The following is an 18,877-nucleotide window of genomic DNA, read 5'->3' as shown; positions in this document are numbered from 1 at the left end:
TCATCATCTTCCTTTCCTTTTCCTCGCTGATGCGGATCTTCTTCTCCTGCGCCCGGACCTTCGCGCGGCGACGCGTCTGCGGCTGCGTCCCCGGCGCCTGGACAGACGGACACGCGTCCCGCGAAGCCGCGATCGGCCGCGCTTGCTTAGCCGGCGTCGTCCCCGCCCCCGACGCGGCCGGCGCCTGCCCGCGGGCGCTTCGAACAGCGGCTCTCCGTCCGGAATAAAATCGAGTACAAGCTCCGGAACGTCCCGGATGTCCTCCATGCGGAAGCCGTGATCCCGCAGCGCCTTCGGCGAAGCGAACGGACGCTTGCGCCCGTGCTGAATCAGGTACACCGTGCCTCTGCCCGCGCCGCGCAGAAGGCCGTGCTGCGGGATCTCGGGCGGCGGCGCCTCCGGCTGCGAAGAGGCCGGCGGCGGCAGACGGTGCAGCCAAGCGCCGAGCGCCTCGCGAAATGGCTCTACGCCAAAGCGCTCCGCCGCGATCCTGGCGTTGTGCGCACCCAGCGACTGGCGCAGCGCGGGGTTGATCAGCAGCATGTGCAGCCGCTCGGTCAGCCCCTGCGTATGCCCCGCCGGCACGAGCCAGGCGCCGGACTCCGCCTGCTCGAGAATCTCGCGCAGCCCGCCCGCCGCAAAGGCGACGACCGGCTTGCCGAACATCATCCCCTCGAGCGCGGTCATGCCGAAGCCCTCCGGCACCAGGCTCGGGACGACGACCGCGTCCATCGGCGCGTAGATCTCTTCGATCCGCTCGCGGAACTCCATCCAGGCGAAGCGGCCGCTCAGGTCCTGGCGCCAGATGAAGTCGCGGCAGGCATGGACATACGCATCGTCGACCGACTTGCCGACGATCATCGCGCGTACGCCCGGGTGCTGCTTCATGAGAGGGACCATCGCATGCACGAACTCGAGCAGTCCCTTGTTCGGATAGATCGTGGCGGCGACGAAGCCGGCCACGAAGTCTTCCTCACGGAAGCCAAGACGGCTTCGCTGCCGCGCGCGCACGTCCGGCCAACGCTCCGGGGCGTGGGCGGAAGGCTCGACGTAGGGCCGCAGCACGGCGGTCTTGCCTGCCGCACCCAGTTCCCGGTAAGGCTCCAGCACGCTGTCGGAGATGCCGACGATCAGTTGGCTGTAGAGGCTCACGACGGCGGCAGCCTGCGGTCGGTGCGGCGTATTTCGCATCGTCTCCATGACCGACCAGATCGTCGGGATGCCCAGGGAAGTCGCGGCCATCGCAGGCATTGGATGCACGGTCGTGTTGGTCCACACGTAATCCGGCGATTCGCGGAGCATCAGGAAGACGAGCGGCTCCCACGCCGGATGCGACGGCAGCGCGCCGATCTCGGCGTCGACCTGGGGCAGCGCGCTGAACAGCGCGAGGCTGAGCGGCAGCTCCATTTCAAGAGTCCCGATCCCGGCGGCGCGCGCCTGCGCGGCCAGCACGCCCTCCTGCGGCACGACGAGCTTGCAGTCGAAGTGCGCCGAGAGCTCGCGGATGAAGAGAAGGAACAGCTTTTCCGCTCCGGTCATCACGTCGACGCCGCTGAGATGGGAGAATAGAAGCAGCTTCGGCTTTCCGCCCACGGCGCCTCATCTCCTTTAGTAGAAAGTTAGGCCAGCGGAATCGTGGCCAGATCCAGCAGCTGCGACAGCCGGGACACGTACGTATGGTCGCGCAGCGTCCGGTACAGTCCGCGAAGCGCGATCTGCCGGCGCTCTTCTTCGTGCGCGAGATAGTAGTCCATCTTGTCGGCCATGTCCTGCGCCGAATCGTAGGTGACGATCTCGATGCCCGGCGTATAAAACTGCGCCAGATCCTCCCGGTTGTCGCTCATCAGCAGCGTGCCGCAAGCGGCGATCTCGAACGTGCGGGGATTCGGGGAGACGGCCGGGATATTGTAAATATTGCGGTTAAACGTGCTGTCGTCGTGCGCCCGGTGGACGTTGATAACGATCTTGTGCGCATTGTACTGCTCCGCTGTCTCGAGCGGCCCCATCCATTTGCCCAGATCGATCCGGTCCCGCCATCTCTCATAGTCGGACAGGCGATCCCACCACAGTCCCGACAGCCTGAAGCTGCGCCGGGCCATACGCGGGAGCAGCTCCTCGAACAATCGGATCCGGTTCCAGTAGGCGCTGCCGATGAAGCAGATATCGCCCCGTATCTCGTGACGGGGATTGCGCGGTCTGAAGTCGGGCGTATGCACGCCGAGCGGCAGGTAGTGGACGCGGGCGCAGCCGCGCTGTTCATAGAACGGCACGCAATTGCGCTCGAGCGTGAACACAAAGTCGTAGTGCGGCGCCAGATCCGCCGTCACCTCGGTGTAGTACGGATCGTCCGTGAACCAGATCGCGGTCCGGATGCCCATGGAACGGAGCGCGTCGGTCGTGGATACCGGAAAATCAAGACCGTCCAGCACGATGGCCAGCGCCGGCATCTCGCGGGAAGCGAAGCCGACGATGTCGTCCTTCGGCGACATGACGGACAGCCTGGACACGAGCTGCGCCAGCGTTTGACCGACCGCATTGTCGAGCGGACTGTACGGGAAGCCTTTGCCCGAGGTAATGAAGAGCACGTGCAGATCCCGGATATAAGAAGGCACAACTGTACGTTGGACGATCGACTCGCATTGGCCCTGCCAATATCCGTGCTGCCAGCCCAGGACGAAGCCGTCGCCGACGGTCTCGCGGCTTCGCCGTTTCTTCACCGGCGCCGCGCCTGCTTTTTTTGTGCGCACTCCGACGATTTTAGCCAATCGTCCTTCCCTCCCCTGCCGGCGGATTTGCGGGATCGGCAAGTCCCATCGTATCGAGCAGCCGCGTCACCCGGCCGACGAACGTGTGCTCGGCGCGCGTCCGCCGATAGCCGCGGGCCGCCACCTTCAGCCGCTCTTCTTCGTTGCGCAAATAATAATCGACGATCTCCGTCAGCTCGCGCGGGTTCGAGAAGGACGCCATCTCTTCTCCGATCCGGTAGTACTCCGGTAGTTCGGGACGCAGGTCCGTCAGCTGCAGCGTGCCGCAGGAGGCGATCTCGAACGTGCGGGGATTAACGGAATGGCCCTCCCAGCGGCGCGAGTTTTTGTTGTCGCTGAGCGGCTCCGTCGTTCGATGCATATTGATGACGATCTTGGCGCCGTTGTAGTACTTGACGGTCTCCGGCACCTCGATCCAGCCGCTGCGGACGAACTTCGAGAGTCGGTCGTAATGGCGCATCCGATCCCAATGGCTGCCCGCGATGAGCACCCTCTTGTCTTTCAGATAGTCCGCGATGCTGTCGAACAGCTCGACTCGGTTCCAGAAAGCGACGCCGATAAAACAAATATCCGTCCTGTACGCTTCCTCGACGGCCATCGGCTTGAACAGCGTTTGATCGGCGGCGAGAGGCAAGTGATAGGCCCTCGCGCAACCAAGCTGCTCATATTGCGGCACGCAGCTCCGCTCGTGCGTGAACACATAGTCGTAGCTCGGCGCGATCGCAGCAGAGTCCTCCGATACGTACGGATCGTCCACGAACCAGATCGCCGTCTTGATGCCCAGCCGCCGGATGCCCTCGATCTGCTCTCGCTGATTCGGGGGAAAGGTATGCAGGCCGTTCATCACCAGCACCGCGTCGGGGCGGTACATCTCCGCGTACGACAGCATTTCCGCCTGCGGCGCTACGACAAGGTGCGTCGTAGCGCCGAGCGCGGCGACGACGCCCTGGTCGATCGCGTCGAAGCCTTGAGGCACGTACATGACGCGCCAGGGCCGGCGACCGGCGGCAGGCGGCGGCGTTTCCTCCTCGATTCGCCGGCATGCGCCCAGTCTCCAGCCCTCCAGCCAACCTTGCCTGCGTCCGGACGCGAGGTGCGAACCGGACCGCAGACGTCTGCGAATGCGTCTTCCTCTGTGTCCGCGCTTGTACGGCATGTTCATCACCCGGATACAATATATGCGCCTTTCTCGGACAGGACGTGGACGCATATCCATCCGCAAGCGCCAATTCGGGGCGATCGGCCCTGGACAAGTCGCCCGGTTCGCGGGACGAACGACCGCGCGCAAGCAAAACAGCCCCGGAAAGACGTCGTCTCTTTCCGAAGCTGTTTTTCACTGTTTTTATTGAACGCGATGCACGTTCGCGAATCCGTCCACCGTGTCGGCTACGCGGACGACGACCGCCGACTTCTTGACGACGCCGTTCGTGTATGTCGCCGTGAACACAAAAGTGTAGTCGCCTTCGGGAAGCTCCTTGAGCGGCGCACCGTACTGCTCGCTGCCGAGCTCGCCCTTCCACGCCGCAGGCTTGCCCGGCTGGACGGCTTGCAGCGTTGCCTTCAGCTTGGGGCCCGCCTCGGCGACGACGGTCGCGGCCTTCGTAGACGAAGCGCCGGTGTCCGTCGTCGCCGCTTCCAGGACGAACAGCTCTCCCGCCCAGAACCAATGGGCCGGCCGTTCCTTGCCCGGATGCGCCGCGTTGTAGCGCAGACGGTTGTCCTCCCACGCCGCCGTATGGAGCACCTGTCCGGTCACGCCGAGCGGCGCGACAGCGATCGTCTTGACGACGGTGACGGCCGGCGCCTTGCCGTCGCTGACCGTCAGCCGCACTTTCCAGTCGCCCGGCGTACCGGCGACGAACGTCGGACCCGCTCCGCCGTAGGGCGGCACACGCTGCTCGCTCACGGTTCGCTTCGCGCCCGTCGGCGATTCGATCTCGTAGACGGCGTCCAGCCTGTCTCCGTCCGGATCCGACATCGTCGGCGTCAGCTTGACCGTATCGCCTTCCCAGACCGGATTGGGCGACCAGGTCAAGTCCGCCGTCGGCGGCTTGTTCGTTACGATCCGGAAGTAATGCGGCGCGCTCCAATCCGACCAGTCCGTGCCGTCCATGACGCGTACGTATGCATAGTACGACGTGTTGTCCGCGAAGTCTGCCGACGGCGTCCATGCAAGGCTAGATCCGCCGATTGCGCCCGAATCTCTGTAAAACGAACCGTCCGCCTTGTAGAAGTGCAGCTGGTACTGCGTTTGCGGATCGCCATCCCCATCGCTGTACGTCCACTTGATCGTGGGCCTCAGCGTGTCGTACATCGTCGGTGCCGCAGCGTTCGTGCTGGCCGGCTCCGTGATGTCGGCGACAGGCTTGCGATTCACGATCGATACGTTATGCGAGACTTCCGCGTACAGACCGTAGCTATTAATGACGACCTGGCGCAGCTGGAAAACCCCGAGCGAGGTAAACTGTTTCGTCCAGCTCGTCCTTGCGTCGCTATGCAGCGACTCCGGTCCGCCCGTCGTCAGATTTTTGATGTAGTAGGCATGCTCGATGTTCTCGCGCGCGCCGTCCTGCGGATCGCTGGCCGTCGAATTGATCGTCACATTTGTGAAGCGATACTGCGTCGTCGGGGCGATCGTAAAGCCCGGATTCGGCGGCAGCGGCGTGGATCCGCCGGCGACGATCGTCTGCGTGGCCCATTCCGACCAGGCGTTGTACTCGTCGCGAACGGATAATTCAATAATGTACGTGCCGCCGAAAAGCTTGGCCGGCTTCAAATCGATGTACGTGGAGCTGCCGACCGCACGATACCGGTATCGATACTCAAGCACGCCGCGCGTCGCCTGGTAGTTGAGGCCGGTATTCTCCGTGGAATACGAGCCGTTCGCCGGGTTGTAGCGATCCGGATCGTAGGAGGCGTCGGCATAGCTGATTGTACCGTTAGAATTCCAGGTTGCCGTAAAGTCTGCGATTGGCCGGCGATGCACCCGGATCTTGCCCGTCACGGCATTCGATTGTTGGCGATACGCATTAAATGCATTATCCGGATAGCGATGCGACGGATGCGGATCGTCCTTGGTTTTGTACGTGAACGTGTAATCCCCGGTGAACGGAAAGCTCGTCACCGGCGAGCTCAGCGTCTGCCCGTTGAACGCCGCCGTTCCTTGCGCCTGCAGCAGCGTGTATGGATTATGCGTATACAGCCACGTGCTGCCTGCCGCGAGCTGCGGATCGCTTTCCTCGTCGCTATAGGACAGCGTGTAGTTTACCTGCTGGCCGACAAGCGCGATGCCTTCAATTTTGCCGTACCCGGCGGGCGTCGTCTCGACCGATGAAGCCAGGAACGAAACGTTGGCCTGTCCGCGATTGATAAGCCCGAACTTGCCGTCCAACCAGCCGGATTCGTTTATCGTCGCTTGGTAAACCCGATTCACGTAAACATCGAAAGCGTTGACGCCCGGCACGATCTTGATGTCGTACACCTGGTTCGCGACCATCGGATACCACTTGTTCCAGACGACGGTCGCATTGCCGTTCACCGTCTTCTTGACGCGCAGCTCGTTTGCTTCGAATTCGACGCTATAATAGTTCCGATCGTCGCGAATTCGGTAGGCGATGCCGGAGCCCTTGCCGTCTGGAGCAGCTGCCTTAAGGCTCGCTTTAATCGTTTTGTCGGCAGCTACCTGCTGGCCTGTAATCAGATCGGGCGTGGCTTCGCCGACGTCGATGATTTTAGGCTTCGTTGCCGAACCGTTTGAAGTCAGCGTATAAAAGTAAAGTGGATCATATTCCCCGCCGCCTCTCGATACGATGAGAAAGCTTTGGTCCGCCCTCGGTACGAAGTGAACATAACGATCCTTGCCGACCTTGATTTTACCGAGCGTGCCGCGTGTGATGAGGTTAAAATCGGTGTCGAAAGAGGCATACGAAACGGTTGCTTCGTTATCAAGGTACTGTGTCGTATCCAAATGATAGCCAAAGAAGTTAAGCGTGCCGTCCGCGCCGACGATCATCTGCGTATAATAACTTTGATACGCGCCGCCGCTAGGGGAATTCCATGGGAAGAGCTCTATTTCTTTTATGAGATTACCCGAAGCGTCGAACGCGTCGGCAACGACTTTGGTATCTGGCCACCCCGTTGCTGAAGACGTATAAATCCGCTGCTTATTATCCATGCCCAAGAAAGTGTTGATATTATTTGTATTTAATGCCGGCGAGTACGTAAAAGACGAGCTCCCCAAGTTGAACTTGGCGATCTTGACCGTATTCGTCCAACCTTCTTGCGCCTGCAGCAGCATATACAAATTGTTCGCATTATCGGCACCCAAGTAATAACGATAGCCCGGATACCAAACGTTGGGGTTGTGGGATCCGATAATGGCCTGGTCTGACGTTCTAATGATGTGTGTATAGCCGCTACTACCATCCGTGGCCATCATAACCCCGTACTTTTGAGACACGCCGTCAACAAGTGGATATTGAAGCTGCCCTGCGCTTCCTTCGGAGGCGTTGAAGATATACTGGCCATAAAGAAAACCATTCGGGATTTGCAGCATCGTCACATAGCCGTTGACATACGACGGGAGCGTTGTGTTTCTAAACAATTCTTGCCCGGTATCCCGGTTAAAACCGACGACCAGGTTAGAGCCCGGACCATTCTCGCCAATGGCTACAACTGTATTGCCATACGACAAAAATTGTTGAGCATACCCGTTAAAAACGTCTCGCTGCCAAATGAGCTGCATCGATTTATTATAAGCCGAGACGGTTCCCAACGAAGCGATATACGTATATTTATCATCCACGAGCGGCATGACAGCCGGATTGCCGGGATAAGAAATCTGAGTCAGCGTTGGCGAGCCCTGAATGCCTGTATATGGAGACATACGGGGAACGCCATCAATCCCGAACGAAGTCGATAACAACCAATGATTGTACGTTCCATAGTAAGGTCTGGAATTGTTGGTCAATGGCATTCGAGCCTTGGAGGTCAGGATCCCGCCCGTGTCGATCTTCCAATTCGACTTGTCGCCTACAGCGCCGCTATTGATGTTGTAGAAGCGTGCGTTGTTGTACAGGTCCGTCATCGGCATGGCGGATGATTCGGGCGGATCGGAGACGTCGGACTCCGTTTTTACGTCTGCGATCGGAGCGATGTTCGTCACGTTCAGCGTGCGCTCTGCTTCCGGCTGCCCGTTCGTATTGCCGCACAGACCGTAGTCCTCGCACACCGTCTCCTGGAACAGATACTTGCCGACGCGGCTAGGCGTGAACGTGAAGCTGTCGACGTCGCCGTTTCCGTTCACCACCGTCTGCCAAGTATCATTGGAGAAACCGTCGTTATTCGCGTCGTACTTCATTTCAATCTTGTGTGAAACGAGGTTATCGTAGTCCGGGCTGTACGCTTGGCTTTGAATCGTGACGGTGCCTAGACGGGTGCCCTGCTCGGGAACGGCCAGCGTGTCGATCGGCGGTTCGTCAACAATGACGTTTAGCTTATGCGACGTCACGTCCGACCAACGGTTTTCTTCATCCTTTACCTTCAGCGTGATCGTCTCCGTGCCGGGCGTCATGTATTTGGTCTGCACGTTGGTCCAGACATAATCGACGATTTTGAGGCCGACAGGGCTGTAAGACATCAGACCGTCGAATTCCTTTGGCAGCGGCCGTCCTGCCTTAACGGATGACGGACCGCGGATGACGGCGACAGGTTTAGAATCGACGACGTTCAGCGTCGCGTAGGCCGTGTATGTCGCGCCCTTCGAGTCCTTAACGGTGAGCGCCACCTTGTGCGAACCGATCCCCGCTGCCGTGATATTCGTGTAGCTGTTCTGGGTGATGCTGCCCCCAAAGCTATCCGGGACGGACTTCAGCCAATCCGTACTTGCAGTAAAGTCCCAGTGATCGACGTCTACCCAATCATCTGGATAATCTGGGTCGTTAAAGTCCGTAATAACAAGATCGACCTTCGTTCCTACGGGAATAATACCGGTAGGTGTCGTCATCCCCGCCTTCACCCAAGCAATCTTCGCAGTCGGCGGACGATTCTCGCCAGGCGGCGGCGTCGATGTTGGCGTAGGCGTCGAACCTCCCCCTCCCGAACTTGGGTCCATCATATAAAGCTCCTTAGGACCTATCCAATCGCTGCCGCAGCTCGTGTTGATTTGCATGTATACGTCATGCGAAGCGCCGGCGAGCATGACGTAGGGGTATTTGGCGGGTGTGTATATGTCGTCCGTCGTCTTGCTGTTAATGACGCTCCCCGTATAAACTTGGCTATTGCGTTCGATCCGGAATTTTACGGACTGAAACGTACAGACACCGGTCGTCTCAATATCCTTGGGGTGCAGCTTGAAAGTGTCGCCGTATGTAAGTGTGCTGTCCGGGAGGATGTCGAAGTCGCCGGTAAAGCCGTTGGTATTAGGAGCCGGCGGCTCGTAGTTGATCGTGATGCTGCCCTGGTATGCAAAAGTCTTGGCCTGCCAAAAAGTGTTAAAGGAAAGAAAGTATTTCCTTTGAAGAACTAATCCCGATTCTCTGGTTCTTTCGTAGTCCTGCCCGTCAATTCCACCTTCTGGTGTTATGCTTAAGCTTCTGCGAGCAACGAGTTTCCCGGTTCCACATTCTTTCCCTTTTCCAATCGACATTAAAGTTGCCCCGGTAGATCTGGGAGTAGCTTTTGTGATAGTTAGAGAACAAGATTGAATAGAATTCCAAGGAATACGTTCATCGTCCAACATTGATTCTGTAAGGTACATATTTTCTACGGCAGGAACTTTTTCAGAGTAGCTAATAGCTTCACCGTTAGAATATCGAATATGATCGATTTGGGAAGCTGTTAGTGTTCCTCCATCTAGGTTGGTTACAGTAGCAGGTATTAGTCCCGGGCACTTCGAAATACTTCCTGATTGGCAACCAGTTCCTGGTAATGGAGAAAATTCAATTCGAGTCATTTCCCCTGTTGGACTATCGGGATCAAGCGCTCCCACCCGCCAGCGTTTACCATCTGAAGTGCGGTCTACAACGAAGCCTGGATTAGACTGGTTGAGTCCATATAAGGTTGTTTCCTTACCAGCTAGGCCCTTTAAATCGATATAAGAAGCTTGGATTGAAGTGCTGGGACTATTAACTGTCTTCGATACTCCATTGACTGTCACTATATAACTAATCACTTTACGCGACGAAGAGAGAGGAACTTTTGCATCGACAGTAGGAGTTGGTAGATAAATCGTAGTAGTATTGTTCTTCACAATTTTTTGATTAGCCAGTGCACCAAAATTTAAAGCTATAGTTTGCGAATTTGATGAAGCAGCGCTAGCATCGGGAATTGACGAGTATTGTCCTAATAAACAGGTTAGAATAAGAAGGATGGATAGTATCTTCCTCATCAATTACTCCTCCGAACTAAGTTGACCAAAATCAAGTACTTTACCTTTGTAGGAAATTAATCTAGGGAGTTTACCTTCTGGATGTTTTTTTAGTTCAATCTTCTCTACAACCACCATGAGCCAACCGCTTGCAGAAGAAATCTTACTTAGAGAAAGAACAGGTACTACAGGAAAATTTTCTTGATTTCCGTAATCGGCAACATCCATATAGCCCCAACTAACAAAGGGTCCAACTTTATCAGCAAAAAGTGCCCAAGATCCGTTTTGAATCTTTGTGTTTTTAATGACGAAATGCATTGCAATGACATATGCATCCCTTGTCATGATTTTCCCGTCAGGCATTCGTTTTAATTGAACAAACTTATTTCGCAACGGAGATTTAGGGTCATCAAGATCAACAATAATTAATTTATCGAGTGTAGATTCTGCTTTGTCGTCAATATCGACTTTTTGTGGCAGTGAGACTGGTTTCGTACCCCAAGCTTCCTCCAAATTCGTCCCTTTATAGATAATAGCCGCATTTTGCACCGCATTTTTGTCAGCCGTCAACTTCCCTCCAGCACGAACCGTCGAAAACCTCTCAATAACCGCTACAGCTTCTGCCCGCGTCGTTGTGCCCTTTTCGTTCAAAGTACCGTCCGCAATCCCGCCAATCAGTCCCACCGAGGCGGATTTGTACAGCGCCTCGCCGTCCGTCAGCTTCTTGCCTCGGACTGTGTCATCCGTGCCGCGAACGAGCAGCTTGGACATTTCCGTGCGATTCATTTTGGCGTCCCAGCCTACTCCCAGATCGCTATCTTGCAGGAGCGCAGCGGCCTTCAGCGCAGATACATAGGGCATGTACCACTTAGTGTCGGGGGTTCCCGAAGTCACTGGCAAATGCAGCGAGTCTGCTGCCATTTTCACGAATTCGGCCCGCGAGACTTCTTTGTTCGGCTTAAATGTGCCGTCCGGGTAGCCTTTGACATAGCCCTTTGCAACTGCGGTCTCGATCGCTTGTCTGGCCCAGTGGGTGGCGATATCGTTCAGCGGGGTTGCGCCGCCAGCCGCACTGCCTCCTGACTGCTGATTCGACGGCGAAGCGCCATAGACATCCGCTGTATGCAGCAGCATTGCGGTCAACATGACGGAAATTATTACGAGCCGCAAAACGCGCCCCTTCTTCTTCATCCACGCTAATTGCCCGATCATCACAAATCCCCCGATTCTAATTGATATGTACTCCGCAGCAAAACAAATAGTTGTCAGAAAACATTTAATTCAACATGAAACCTATCTAACTACTGCGATAGTTGTTAAATGGCATTTATTTCATCCACATTCATGCGCCCGGCCCCCATTTCTAATGAAATAGATGTCTTTTAGCCATTATCCGAGCATTTGAGCTGCCGTCGAGCATATTAGTTGCCTTTTAACACTTATCGCCGCTTTCCGCGTTAAAGCACGCAGGATGCAAGTACCGGTAAACACAAATAGGCATAAAAAAGGAAGCACGAGAGACGTCTGACTTCGTCTGCGGGTGCTTCCTCGCATTTGATTATCCTATTTTTGGATAGTATATAATCAATCGGCAAATTTCGTCAATAGTTCATTTTGCGAATGAGGTTCTCCGGCTCGTCTCCGCCAATCAAACCTGCTGATCGTAGGCGAGCTGGTGACCGTCTTCGAAGCCTTTGGCAAAGCCTGCATTGTAGCCTTCGTTGTACGCCTGGTTGAAGCTCGCTCTCGGCTGCACTCTCCTCTGCCTGCGGCTTCTGACGCGGCCGATCCGTCTCTTGCCTCCGGATATCGGGCGTTTTTTGAGGCCGGGCTTTCGCCTGGGCGCCACGATTTTTCTACGCAGCGAACGCGTTCTCCGCCTGGGCCTCGCCCGTTTCGTTTTACGCAGCGCATGTACAGCCAGGCTCTCCATAGCCGCTTCTCCTCCACTCAACGATTAGCCTTAGCTTTTCCGACATCTTTTCCGACAGCCGTTACACCTCTTCCGCCCTATCCAAGCCTTGCCAACTGTCGTACCTCTGCCCCTCGACCCGACTTGTCACACGCCTCGCCCCACCGCCGTTCCCCCGCTATGCGAACAGCCTCATCGCTCTTCGGCTTCGCGCTTCCCCGCGACTGTCCGGCGCAAAGCCGCCGCCTTATGCAGCCATGGACGAACCGGTCTGCCCTGCTTCGGCCGCTTCCAGGATACGCCCGTGACGCTCCTCGCCATCTCGGCCTGCAGCCCCGTCAGCACCCGCACATGCTCGCGCAGCGCAGAAGCGGACGGCGCGCCCGACGCGCCGACGTCGGCCGCGCTTTCGAGCATCCGCGCCATCGCTTCCTGGCTCCTCGCGATCGCCTTCAGCATGGCGAGCTTCGCTTCCCACTCCGCGTTCAGCCGGCTCATCCGTCCGAGTCGCCGCCTCCGAAGCCGTCCAGCAGCCCGGACAGACCGCCGCCTCCTTCTTCTTCGTCGCCGCCTGGCGAGAGTATCGTTTTCATGCTGCGGTTCATGCCCTGGCACAGCTTGGTCAGACTCTCGATCAGCTCAACGTTTTGCTCGTGGATTTTCAGGGAGGTAGACAGGTTCGACGCATGGTCCGGGATCGAGTCCGTCGTGACGTGCATGCACAGCCAGTTGCGAACCTTCTCCGCCTCGAAGGCCTTCGCTTCCAGAATCATCGCCATATTCCACTGCATTTTGGCGATCGCATTTAATGTATTGTAATAGGCTTCCTCTCTTGTCATCAACGATCTCCTCCCTGCGAGGTCCGCCCGTCACTCTTCGTCGGGAATGTTCGCCGCCTTCACGATCTGCTCGAGGCTGTCCGCCAGCGCGTCGTGCATATTGGCCAGTCCGTCCACATAGGCAATGATATTTTTGGTGACGTCCGCGGAGCTTTCCAGCAATCCGTCCAGCCCGCTTAGATCGGGATGCATATCCGGTATAGCCGTGACCATCTGCGACATCCGCACCGCGATCTGACGCTTCGCGTCCAAAATACGCGACATATGCTGGTGGGAGTGGGACAGGTGGACCGCCACCTCAGTCAGCAATTTTTGCAAGGTTCCGCCTCCCCGCCTCCGCTTGTGGCGATCGTGTAAGTGCCGTTTCGGCGCGACTTCATGCCTCCAACATCTTATGCGGCGCTTGCCCGTTTGCCACTCATAGATCGAATGCCGCCGATAAAATCCGAGCCTCCGCAGCGCGGTAAAAGACGCCCTTGTGAGCTTTGTGCCCGTGCAAAAAGCGAGCCGGATCGGCTCGCTTCGGGTGTTTTATACGTATCACAAAGCTTGAAGCAGCTTCGGAAGCGCGATGATCGGAGCGCCCCGGCGCCATCCGGTCAAAGCGGCCTCCGACACCTCCGCCATCGGCTTGAGATGAAGATTCCAGCTCTTCAGAGCGGCGGCACCGAGCAAGGGTCTGGCGGTATCTCCCTCCAGATGATAAGCCGCACCGTCCGGAAGCAGCGCGACCGCGCACGCTTTTCCTTCGACCGGCACGATGCCTGCATGCCACCGCCGGGTCGCCTCCTGCGCTTCGATCGGATCTCCGATCGGCCATCGGCGCAGATCGACGCGCGAGAGCTTGACAGCTTCGATCGGCAGAACGCCGGTCACGAGCCTGCGCTTGCCGCCTTCCACCCAATAGACGTCGGGCTCGCCTACCTGCACAGCTACCCCGCTCGGGAACAGCTCGCTTAGTCCCAGCGAACCGGCATTCCCGTCCTTGCCTGAAGCAGAAGCGACGATGCCGGTCCACCGCTGCCAGCCCCGCCATTTATCCAGATAGTACCGTTCGTTTGCCGAATGCACGCGCTGGAAGCCGTCGCCGAGCGCCCGAATGCTGACGCTTCCGAAGTGATGGATAAACGTGTCGCCCGCAATCGCAAGACGCTTGCCGAGCAGCCGTACGCGAATGTTCCAGTCGTCGTCCTCGAAGTTGCCGAGCTCGAAACCTTCGTCCAGATAGCCTATTCGGAGAAAGGTGTCGCGCTGCATCAGCACGCAAAAGCCGACGAGACGATCGGTATTCCGCCAGCGACTGGGGTCGTGCCGGTTAAATTGCGAAGCAAACGACTGCATGTCGTGAATGTCGGTGTAAGGTACGGGGATCTGCTGTTCTCCGCTGATAAAGTTCGTCACCGGTCCTACCATTCCGATGTCCGGATCGCTATTCAGACAGGCAAGCAGGTTCTCCAGCCAATTGTCGGTGACGAGCGTATCGTTGTTCAGCAGCATCAACGTCCGGCCTTTCGCCATCATGAGCCCGGTATTGCAGGCTCCCGCAAAACCCAGATTCCGTTCAAGCACCCGATGCCTCACGGTCGCCCCGAGACTTGCCAAGTATTCGGCAGTTCCGTCGGTCGAGCCGTTGTCGATGACGATAATCTCGTAGGCAGGCTCCGTATGCCTGACGATGCTGTCGATGCACTTGGCGAGCAGCACCCGCTGGTTGTAGGTAGGGATGATGATGCTTGTGCCGTCGAAAATCGTGTCGTAGCTCGCAAGTCCAGCCTGTACGCCTTCGCGATATCCGTTGTCGTAGCCGTCCTGAAAGCCCGGGCCCGCCCTGGCGACCGCAATGCGCCGCCTGGGTCGCTGCTGGACGACCCGCCTGCCCCCGCGGGATGCTCGATTTTTAACCATCCGCGTCTACTCCTTCCTAAGAGAGCCATCCGCACGCTACGCGTTCGCCGGCGTTGACGTCCCGCCCAGCCGGTCTGCCATATGGCCGAAGTCGAACGCGACCTTGCCCGTCCGCTCGGCAAGCCAGACGCAGATCGGAACCGCCGCGACGCCCGCGGATACGAGCGCGAGATCAAATGGCACTGCCGCCGCCCTCTCCACGGCGCCCGCAGCATCTCCGATGCCGTTCACCGGCGCGACGATATGAACGACATCGAGACCGGCCGCAAGCAGCGCACGAGCCAGCGCCTCGGCGCTGTTGCCCACGACCGCGATTCGTTTGCCGGCGGCGATCCGCATCAGTTGCCCCGACTCGTACAGCGCGTAATTGATCGTCGAGCTCGTGAGGCGCAGCGACGCTAGAGATACGCCGTTGCGCCTGAGCCCTTCGAACAACAGCGGCTGGTAGTTCGGCCTGCGCGACAGCGGCACGCCGACGATCGTCGCCTTGCGGACGGCGGCCGCGAGCGTATCCCTGGCCTCGCCGTCTGGCGCGTCGACGCCTGCGTAGGACAGAAACGGGCTGTCCCGAGCGATCTCCCCGGCCGGCTTCAGCGTATCCTGAGCGAGCGTAAGAAGCTCGCCGTCGCCCAGGCGAACGATGCTGCAGGGACGGCCTGCCGCCAGCGCGGCCTCCATCTCCGCGCATAGCTCATCCGGCCCCATCAACCGGATGCTTCGCGTCAGCACGTGAGGTATTCCGGCTGCGATCGCTTCGGCCACCGAGATGTCCGGCACGATCCGATCACCGGGCAGCGCGGCTTCAAGCAAGCGCTCGCCGCCGTCGTACAGACCCTCGTGATAGCCTTGGGCGTAACCCTGATCATCCCGTTGCGGAGCAGGGTTTGCGAGGCGGGCCGCTTTCCTTGGCTTTTTTCGCCGCATCCGTTCCTTGCTCCCGGGCGTGCCGACGCCGCGCTTGCCGCCCCGCCTGACTCTGCGGGCAACCGTCCTGGACCGCTTCAAGGCCGTTCCGCCTCGCCCGCGGACGAGGCTTTTCACGGCAAGACGCCCTTCAGCTTCCCGCTCGCTTCCTCGAGCGACTCAAAGGTTCCCGCGTCGTTCCACCAGCCCGACAGCTCGCGGAACGTCAGCTTGCCCGCGTGGGCGTATGCATTGTTCACGTCGGTGATCTCCAGCTCGCCACGCTGCGAGGGCTTGATCCCGTCGATGATATCGAACACATCGGTATGATACATGTAAAGGCCCGTTACGCAGTATGAAGAAGCGGGGTGCTCAGGCTTCTCTTCGATGTGCAGGATTTTACCCCCGGCCACATCCATCTCGGGAACGCCGAACCTGCGCGGATCGTCCACCGGGTAAAGAAGCACCATCGCGCCGTCCGGCTGACGCTGAAAATCATCGAAGTAAGCTGCAACCGACTCCGAAAACAAATTGTCTCCAAGCAGCACCGCGAACTTCTCGCCGGGGTGCAAGATCGGGCGTGCCAGCTCCAGCGCTTGCGCGATGCCGCCCGCTTCCTCCTGGACCCGGTATACGATCGATACGCCCCAATCCCGACCGCTGCCCAGCACTTCGACGAAGTCTCCGACCGAGCCGCGTCCCGTCACGAGCACGATATCTCTGACACCTGCCTCGCGAAGCCTCGCGATACCGTAGCAGATCATCGGATACCTGCCGACGGGCAGCAAATGCTTGTTCGTCCAGTACGTGAGCGGCTTCAGCCGCGTTCCCGAGCCGCCTGCCAATATTACGGCTTTCAAGGCCACCCCTCCTTTAAAATATCGCCATGTGAGCGCTCGTCCGGTTGAAGACCGCCTTCGACACGCCGTGAGAAGCGGCCCAGCCCTACTGACCGCTTAAACGCGAGCGCCTAGCCTTGCCGGACCGTTAAAAGCCGAGCATGACGACCGCCGTCCTATGCGTAGCCCCCTCCTCCGATCGCCTGACGATTGCGCTTGCTGTCCGGGAAGTCCAGTCTCTCCCCGCGCGCCGACAAGCAATCCCGCCAAGCCGCGATATGGCCGCTTCCTGCCGATCCCGGCACATCCCGCTCGCCCGAGAAGGGTACGGCGTCGCAAACCTTTATTCGCAAACCCATTGCGAGCGCGGCAGCCTGCGCCCTTGCAGGCGTCCCGAGCGCTTCGACGCCGATTGCGTGGATCGCCCGGCGCGACAAGGCGAAGGGCACGCCGCCGATCGCATCGGCGCGCAGATCGGGCCTGCCGAGGGAGACGTTGAGAAACTCACGCAGCCAGGAGGCGGACCCTCTGCGAACGAACGCCCCCTCATGCGTCGTTCTGTCGCTCAGCACGACATCCGTACCGGCATCCGCCAGTATGAGCAGCTCGCCGAGCAGCCTTGCGGAGCAAGGCTTGGCGCCGTCGACGAACAGCACCGTGTCCGCGCCGGTCAGTCTGGCGCCTGCGGCGCGCGCCTCGTGCGGATTCTCGTACCCCGCTGGATGATGGACCGCCACGACTCGGGGATGAGACAGCAGCGTCTCGAGCGCCCGTTCAGTGCCTGCGCCAAGCACGACGACGATCTCCTGAAGCGGCAGACGCTCGAGCTCGGACAGCACCGCCGGGAGCAGCGATGCGCGCCCTTCCGCGTACAGAACGGCCGCAGTTGAGCCGCGAAGCGGGAGCAGCTCATCGTGCATCTCCAGGCCGCTGCCCCGTCGAATTCCTTCCGCATAGTCCGCCCCGTAACGGTACAGCCGCTGAGCAGCCGCGACGCTTGCCGCCGCTTGCCGACTTGTCTTTTCCGTCCAGGCACGCTGCGCATAGCTTCCTAGCGCCTCGACCGTTCCTGTCGGATGCGCCGAACGCCACGCTGCGCCGTCCATCTCGCCTTCGCGCCGCCAGCGCGCGGCGGCATTGCCCTCCGTTCGTACAGAGGCTGCTGCTTTTCCGACGACTTTTCGATTCCTTCTTCCGCGTGCGGCATGACGCCGACGCGGTACACCATTGCGAACGGAATGAATGCCCCTCCGGGCCGTTTTCCTTTTCATAGGCCGTCACCCTCGCGCCCGTCGTTGCCTTGCGGAGGCTGCCCGGCGGCGCCGTCCCGCTTCAGCCACCAGCCGATCGCCTCAAGATGATCGCCGATGATGAGCGGCTCCAGCGAGCCTGATCGCTCGCGCTTCGTCCTCGGCCGATTAAGCGTACCCACATCGATATGACGCACCCGCCGGACACTCAATCCTGCATGCAGCGCCTTCGTCATCGCGAGCGGCGGCACCGCCAGCGCTTCCGCACCAATGGCTGCCAATGCGCGCCGGCTGATCGCGTGCGGCACCGCGGTCATCGACGCACCTTCAAGATCCGGCCTGCCCAGCAGCGCGTTCAGCGCATGCTTCGCCAGAATGACATTGTGGACGACCGGCCGCATGCGCGGACCCGAATAGTCGTTTAAGGCAATATCCGTGCCCCGCTCGATCGCGCTCGTGAATTCTCTCAACAGGACAGCCGGGATGACCATATCGGCGTCAATGAACAATAGCGTATCGCCCGACGCCTCCCGCGCGCCGACAGCCCGGCCGACGTCATGACCGAGGGGGCGGTCGTACACAAGAACGCGCGCTCCGCTTGCCTTGGCGATGGCCAGAGAGCCGTCGGTGGAGCCGTTCAGCACGCAAATGACTTCGGTGTTCGGATGAACCCGAGACGCCTCGCGAATGACGCGCCCGAGCGTCCGCCTCTCATTCATCACCGGGATGATCACCGACACTGCGGGCGAGCACCGAGCGCCTTCTCCGTCCGCGCCTGTCCGGCTCGGATGCTCGCGAACAACCGTCGGAGGACGCTTCGCCGCGTCTCCTTCAACCCTGCCTGGCGCCCAACCCCGGCGAGCGGATCGAGCCCGCTTTCGGCGGACGGGCGGCTTGACGCGCTTGACACTTGCGAATCTGTCGCTGCCGGTTCGGCGTTTCATCGAATCCCCCCCCTGTCAGGCAGCAGTGTACAGGACATCATATGTGCAACGTGTCCCTACGCAACGGCACTTGTACGAGAGACAGTAGCCTGAGCACCGCGTTTCTGCAAAAAGAGAGAACGGGAATAACGCCGAAAAAGCCCTCGCCGCCCGG

At 59.1% G+C, this 18,877-nt stretch carries 13 protein-coding genes; all 13 read right to left on the bottom strand.

Going from position 1 to position 18,877, the window contains the following annotated elements:
* Positions 1-3: 3 nt before the first annotated feature.
* The 13 genes from KVT38_RS02960 to KVT38_RS02895 all read right to left on the bottom strand — a co-directional run bounded on the left by KVT38_RS02960 (position 4) and on the right by KVT38_RS02895 (position 18,723).
* A complete protein-coding gene (locus tag KVT38_RS02960; protein ID WP_217592202.1) occupies positions 4-1,593 on the bottom strand; it encodes a glycosyltransferase family 4 protein in 1,590 nt (529 codons plus the stop codon).
* 26 nt (positions 1,594-1,619) lie between these two features.
* Complete coding sequence (locus KVT38_RS02955; RefSeq protein ID WP_254638932.1) at positions 1,620-2,765, bottom strand: CgeB family protein; 1,146 nt, start codon at positions 2,763-2,765, stop codon at positions 1,620-1,622.
* Complete coding sequence (locus tag KVT38_RS02950; protein WP_217592201.1) at positions 2,758-3,921, bottom strand: CgeB family protein; 1,164 nt, start codon at positions 3,919-3,921, stop codon at positions 2,758-2,760. Before KVT38_RS02950 ends, KVT38_RS02955 begins: the two co-directional genes overlap by 8 nt.
* A gap of 186 nt (positions 3,922-4,107) precedes the next feature.
* Positions 4,108-8,877: a glycoside hydrolase family 78 protein gene (locus KVT38_RS02945; protein WP_217592200.1), complete on the bottom strand. Its 4,770-nt coding sequence runs from the start codon at positions 8,875-8,877 to the stop codon at positions 4,108-4,110.
* A 1,278-nt stretch (positions 8,878-10,155) separates the two neighbouring features.
* A complete protein-coding gene (locus tag KVT38_RS02940) occupies positions 10,156-11,343 on the bottom strand; it encodes an S-layer homology domain-containing protein (RefSeq protein WP_217592199.1) in 1,188 nt (395 codons plus the stop codon).
* Positions 11,344-12,235: 892 nt separating this feature from the next.
* On the bottom strand, positions 12,236-12,541 hold the full coding sequence (locus tag KVT38_RS02930) for a hypothetical protein (protein ID WP_217592197.1): 306 nt from the start codon (positions 12,539-12,541) through the stop codon (positions 12,236-12,238).
* The gene (locus tag KVT38_RS02925) at positions 12,538-12,882 is read right to left on the bottom strand and encodes an alpha-helical endospore appendage domain-containing protein (protein ID WP_217592196.1); all 345 of its coding nucleotides are present in this window, start codon (positions 12,880-12,882) and stop codon (positions 12,538-12,540) included. Before KVT38_RS02925 ends, KVT38_RS02930 begins: the two co-directional genes overlap by 4 nt.
* Positions 12,883-12,912: 30 nt before the next feature.
* Positions 12,913-13,200 carry a nucleoside-diphosphate sugar epimerase gene (locus tag KVT38_RS02920; protein WP_217592195.1) on the bottom strand — a complete coding sequence of 96 codons (288 nt, stop codon included), beginning with the start codon at positions 13,198-13,200 and terminating at the stop codon, positions 12,913-12,915.
* Positions 13,201-13,422: 222 nt separating this feature from the next.
* Positions 13,423-14,787 carry a glycosyltransferase family 2 protein gene (locus KVT38_RS02915; RefSeq protein WP_217592194.1) on the bottom strand — a complete coding sequence of 455 codons (1,365 nt, stop codon included), beginning with the start codon at positions 14,785-14,787 and terminating at the stop codon, positions 13,423-13,425.
* Between the two features lie 36 nt (positions 14,788-14,823).
* Positions 14,824-15,792, bottom strand: a complete 969-nt coding sequence (locus KVT38_RS02910) for a GT-D fold domain-containing protein (RefSeq protein ID WP_217592193.1) — start codon at positions 15,790-15,792, stop codon at positions 14,824-14,826.
* A gap of 32 nt (positions 15,793-15,824) precedes the next feature.
* Positions 15,825-16,550, bottom strand: a complete 726-nt coding sequence (locus KVT38_RS02905; protein WP_217592192.1) for a sugar phosphate nucleotidyltransferase — start codon at positions 16,548-16,550, stop codon at positions 15,825-15,827.
* Between the two features lie 155 nt (positions 16,551-16,705).
* Positions 16,706-17,635 (bottom strand): hypothetical protein, encoded by a 930-nt coding sequence (locus KVT38_RS02900; protein WP_217592191.1) that lies wholly within the window; start codon positions 17,633-17,635, stop codon positions 16,706-16,708.
* A 161-nt stretch (positions 17,636-17,796) separates the two neighbouring features.
* A complete protein-coding gene (locus KVT38_RS02895; RefSeq protein ID WP_217592190.1) occupies positions 17,797-18,723 on the bottom strand; it encodes a glycosyltransferase family 2 protein in 927 nt (308 codons plus the stop codon).
* Positions 18,724-18,877: the final 154 nt, after the last annotated feature.

Origin of the sequence: Cohnella sp. GbtcB17 (assembly GCF_019091135.1) — a bacterium.
In the GTDB taxonomy this organism is placed as follows: domain Bacteria; phylum Bacillota; class Bacilli; order Paenibacillales; family Paenibacillaceae; genus Cohnella.
Note: the sequence above shows the minus strand (reverse complement) of the source record. Positions and strands in the feature narration are given on the sequence as shown.